Below are 721 nucleotides of genomic sequence, written 5' to 3' on the forward strand. Positions count from 1 at the left end.
CGTGCCGAGGTTGGCGATGGTGGAGGTGAAGCGGTTCTGGATCGCACCCATGTCGGCACGCGAGGAGTTGACTGCGGTCAGCGCCTTGTCGACGATCGACAGGGCCTGCTGCGCACCGGTGAAGGTGGAGATGTTCAGGTTGCTGGCGAACTGCGCGGTCAGGCCGGTGGCGTCGGCGGTCGGGGTCGGCGCAGTCGGTGCGGTGGCGCCGGTCCAGGTGCCCATGGTCACGGCGATGGCATTGAAGGTGCCGTCGTCGGCGACGTTGTTCTGCACCGAGGTCAGGTCCAGCTTGCCGGCGGTGGCGGCATCGACTGAAGCATAGACGCCGGTCTGGTCCATCTTGGCGTTGATTGCGGCGGCGATGGCCGAGGCGGTGGCCTTCTGGGTGGCGGCGGCGTCGACGCCGGCCTTCACTTCGATGTCGTCCAGCTTGTACGACTTGCCGTCGGCACCCTTGATTTCCATGCCCTTGATGGTGGCGGCGGCATTGGTGCCCGGGGCGGCGACGGTGAAGGTGTTCTTGTCGAACTTGGCGCCGCCCAGTGCACTGGCGCTGGCGTTGACGATGCTGTTGATGCCGATGGTCTGGCCCGAATCCGCACCGACCTGGAACAGGGCGCCGGAGAACGAACCGTCCAGCAGCTTGGTGCCGTTGAAGTTGGTCTGGCGGGAAACGCGGTCGATTTCCGAGGTCAGCTGCTTCACTTCGGCGTTCAGC

1 protein-coding gene is annotated in these 721 nt (G+C 65.7%); it reads right to left on the reverse strand.

Features of this window, described 5'->3' with window-relative positions; genetic code table 11:
• Window positions 1–721, reverse strand: a 721-nt coding sequence (locus AC06E7_RS19070) for a flagellin hook IN motif-containing protein (RefSeq protein WP_478065603.1), incomplete at both ends; no start/stop codon positions are given.

Source organism: Stenotrophomonas sp. Steno-Z4, assembly GCF_056393145.1.